This window comes from Methylobacterium soli (genome assembly GCF_008806385.1).
GTDB classification, from domain to species: Bacteria; Pseudomonadota; Alphaproteobacteria; order Rhizobiales; family Beijerinckiaceae; genus Methylobacterium; species Methylobacterium soli.
On sequence record NZ_VZZK01000098.1, the window covers coordinates 1 to 3,442 of the forward strand.

Here is a 3,442-nt window from a genome sequence, read left to right on the forward strand (position 1 = left end):
CATCTCGGGAAGCCTGGAGCTCCTGCAGACCCGGATGAGCCAGGGCCGCCTGACCGACCTCGACCGCTACATCAACGCGGCACAGGGAGCGTCGAAGCGGGCGGCCGCGCTCACCCACCGGCTGCTCGCCTTCTCGCGGCGCCAGACGCTCGACCCGAAGCCGACCGACGTGAACGCCCTCATCAACGGCATGGAGGACCTGATCCGCCGGACCGTAGGGCCGGCCGTCCACATCGAGGTGGTCGGGGCCGCCGGGCTATGGCCGGCGCTCGTTGACCCGCCGCAGCTTGAGAACGCGCTGCTGAACCTCTGCATCAACGCGCGCGACGCCATGCCCGAAGGCGGGCGCATTACCATCGAGACCGCCAACAAGTGGCTCGACGACCGTGCCGCCAAGGAGCGCGACCTCTCTCCGGGCCAGTACCTGTCCTTGTGCGTGACCGATACCGGCACCGGCATGACGCCCGACGTCGTCGCGCGCGCCTTCGACCCATTCTTCACGACGAAGCCGACCGGCCAGGGCACCGGGCTCGGTCTCTCCATGATCTACGGCTTCGCCCGCCAGTCGGGCGGTCAGGTGCGGATCTACTCGGAGGTCGGCCAGGGCACGACCTTGTGCATCTACCTGCCCCGTCACTACGGCGAGGCGGACGGGGCCGAGAGCCTGCCGGACCTCGCCGGGGCGCCGCGCGCCGAGCAGGGCGAGACGGTGCTGATCGTGGACGACGAGCCCAGCATCCGCATGCTGGTGACCGAGGTCCTGGAGGACTTGGGCTACACCGCCATCGAGGCGGCGGACGCGGTCTCCGGCCTGAAGGTGCTGCAGTCGGACGTGCGCATCGACCTGCTCGTCACCGACGTCGGCTTGCCGGGCGGCATGAACGGGCGCCAAATGGCGGATGCGGCCCGGGTTGGCCGGTCGGACCTGAAAGTGCTGTTCATCACCGGCTACGCCGAGAACGCAGCCGTCGGCAACGGGCACCTAGAGCCCGGCATGGCCGTGCTGACGAAGCCCTTCGTGATGGAGGCGCTCGCCTCGCGCATCAAGGAGCTGATCGCGGCGTCCTGACCTGCTGCCGGGCTCGCCGGACGTGGGGTCGGCGAGCCGGTCCTGAGGCCGCCCCAGCGCGGGCGCGGCGGCCCTTCGGTCGGCACAGACGGTTACCCGGGACCTTGCGGCGTGGGCGGCTGACGGACCCGATCTCGCCACTCGTCATGCAACTGCCCGACAGTCGCTCCCCACCCCGAGCGGCCTTCATCGAGACTGAGGATGGGCTCCGCGACAGGTCGCCAATGTGCCCGTACCTCAGAATGTCGTGACCGCCAGAGACCCCAGCTGCGTGGGTCTGCTCTCGCTCGATGAGCAGACCTTTGAGTAGCTGAACGCGAAAGCCCGCTGATGGCGCGTTGCTGACCAAAACGAACGCGAACTCCTGACCCCGTGCGGACATTGGATCCTTTTCCGCCGAAGGCCCGGATGGGGTGGGAACCGGACCCTGACCTTTCGCCGTGAAGCGGACATGCTGCTCACGACCCAACCAGTACGTAGCCAAGGATTCGGCCGTCGCTCGAAAGCGGATGTTCGACACTTCCAGTCTATCGGCCTGGGTTGGTCCCATAGCCGACATCCTAAGTCATCTCCTGGCACATAGCGTCGGGTTTGCGGCAGGAGCTTTGACGGGGGCTCGGGACACGCCGCGCTAGACTATCCGGCCAGCACCCGCGCCGCTGCCCCTCCGAGCGCGCGTACGCCGAAGGCCAGGTCCGCGTCGGTGGTATCCTCCGCCCAGTGGTGGCTGATGCCGCCGATCGACGGGACGAACAGCATGGCGGCCGGCAGGATGCGTGCGATGTTCTGTGCGTCGTGGCCGGCCCCCGATGGCATCACCTGCCAACGGCCAGGGCAGACCTGCTCGGCAGCCTGCGAGATAGCCTCCATCAGGTTGGGGTCGCAGGGAGCAGGGATCGCCTTTGACAGGGGTGTAAGGGTAGCGGTGCAGCGCTCTCGACGGTTCGACTCGCACACCAGCGCTTCAAGGCAAGCCTCCATCCGCTCCAGCACCGGAATTGACACGTCGCGGAACTGGAAGGCCACCTCGGCGCAGCCTGGGATGATGCTGTAGCCGCCGGGATCTAGGGTGATCTGTCCCGTCGTCCAGGTGCTGCGCGGGCCGCAAACCTTTGGAAACTCTCGGTCGATTGCCGCGAGCAGGCGTACCGCCGAAAGCCCTGCATCCCTGCGCTCTGCCATGGTGGTGCCGCCAGCATGGTCCTGGTTGCCTTTGAAAACGATCTTGAATTGCCAGATCGCCACGATGCCACTGACTACGCCGAGATGCAGGCCGGCGGATTCCAGTTGCGTGCCCTGCTCGATATGCAGTTCCAGGAAGCCCCGGTAGCGGGATGTATCGAGCTGCATCCGAGATATTCCAGCGAGCCCGACGGTTTTGAGAGCTGCCCTCAGGGGCGTGCCGTCGGTGCGGTTGCGGGCGGCGTCGATCTCCGCCTCGGTCAAATCGCCGATCGCCGAACGGCTTCCCAGGAAGCCTCCGGAAAAGTGCCCTTCCTCGTCAGCGAAGGCGACGATGTCGACGGGCAGGCCTGCCCTGGCCAGCGCCAACCCAGCCACAACGCCGAGCGCTCCATCAAGCCAGCCAGCCTCGTTCTGGGTCTCGATGTGGCTGCCCACCAGGAGGTGGGGACCTGGGCCGCGATGACGCCCGAGCACGTTGCCGATGCCGTCGATCGACGCCCCGAGGCCGCATGCCTCGAGGCGGCCCATCAGCCAACGGCGCGACTGCATATCATCGGGCGAAAAGGTCGGCCGGTGGACACCTGTACGGAATCGCCCGATCTCGCGCAAAGCGTACAGATCGGCCAGGAAGGTTTCAGTATCGATCTCGGTCATGCTGGGCCTGGGTCCTAAACGACCGAACCTTGCAAGCTTCATGCAGAGGGGTGTGCCACCCCTTCAAACCACCCATTAGCCACCGGTCACCCAAATGGCGAAATCGGCGCAAGCGAGGTTGGGCAGGCCACACCGGGGCGGCATGATTGGGTGAGCGAAGTCGCGTCGTCAGGCGAATTGGGACAGTCTGCGGTGTTCAGGAGCGGAGGCTCGGTCCATCTGGGTTGAGGCTCTGGAGCGACAAAGTCCGGCTCAAAGATGAAAAGAGCACGGCCGCCGGCGTCCATCCCATCCGCCACGAGGCTGGCCAGCAAGGCCTAGCCTTCGGGCTGTCGCAAACACCAGCACACCTTCGGCTGCTCGGGTTCTCGCGATGGCTCGGTACAAGCCCCGGCACGCCGATCACAGATCAGCCTGCGGCAAACCTCGCGCGGGTGCGACAGTCTCGCGTTTTAGCAGCTCCCACACCTAGTTGTCCGGATGCGAAACCTCCTTGGCGACGGCTACAACCTTGAGCGCTTTCGGCAGCGCGTC

2 protein-coding genes are annotated in these 3,442 nt (G+C 66.3%); one reads left to right on the forward strand and one right to left on the reverse strand.

The window, feature by feature from the left end; all coding sequences use genetic code 11:
- A partial coding sequence (locus tag F6X53_RS31915; protein ID WP_151005935.1) for an ATP-binding protein occupies positions 1 to 1,069 on the forward strand: 1,069 nt, incomplete at its 5' end.
- 636 nt (positions 1,070 to 1,705) lie between these two features.
- Here the strand turns inward: F6X53_RS31915 and F6X53_RS31920 are convergent.
- Positions 1,706 to 2,908 carry a Zn-dependent hydrolase gene (locus F6X53_RS31920; RefSeq protein WP_151005937.1) on the reverse strand — a complete coding sequence of 401 codons (1,203 nt, stop codon included), beginning with the start codon at positions 2,906 to 2,908 and terminating at the stop codon, positions 1,706 to 1,708.
- Positions 2,909 to 3,442: the final 534 nt, after the last annotated feature.

Excerpts from the sequence above, each read along its gene's own strand:
- F6X53_RS31920 (WP_151005937.1), bottom strand. The coding sequence starts at position 2,908 with ATGACCGAGATCGATACTGAAACCTTCCTGGCCGATCTGTACGCTTTG.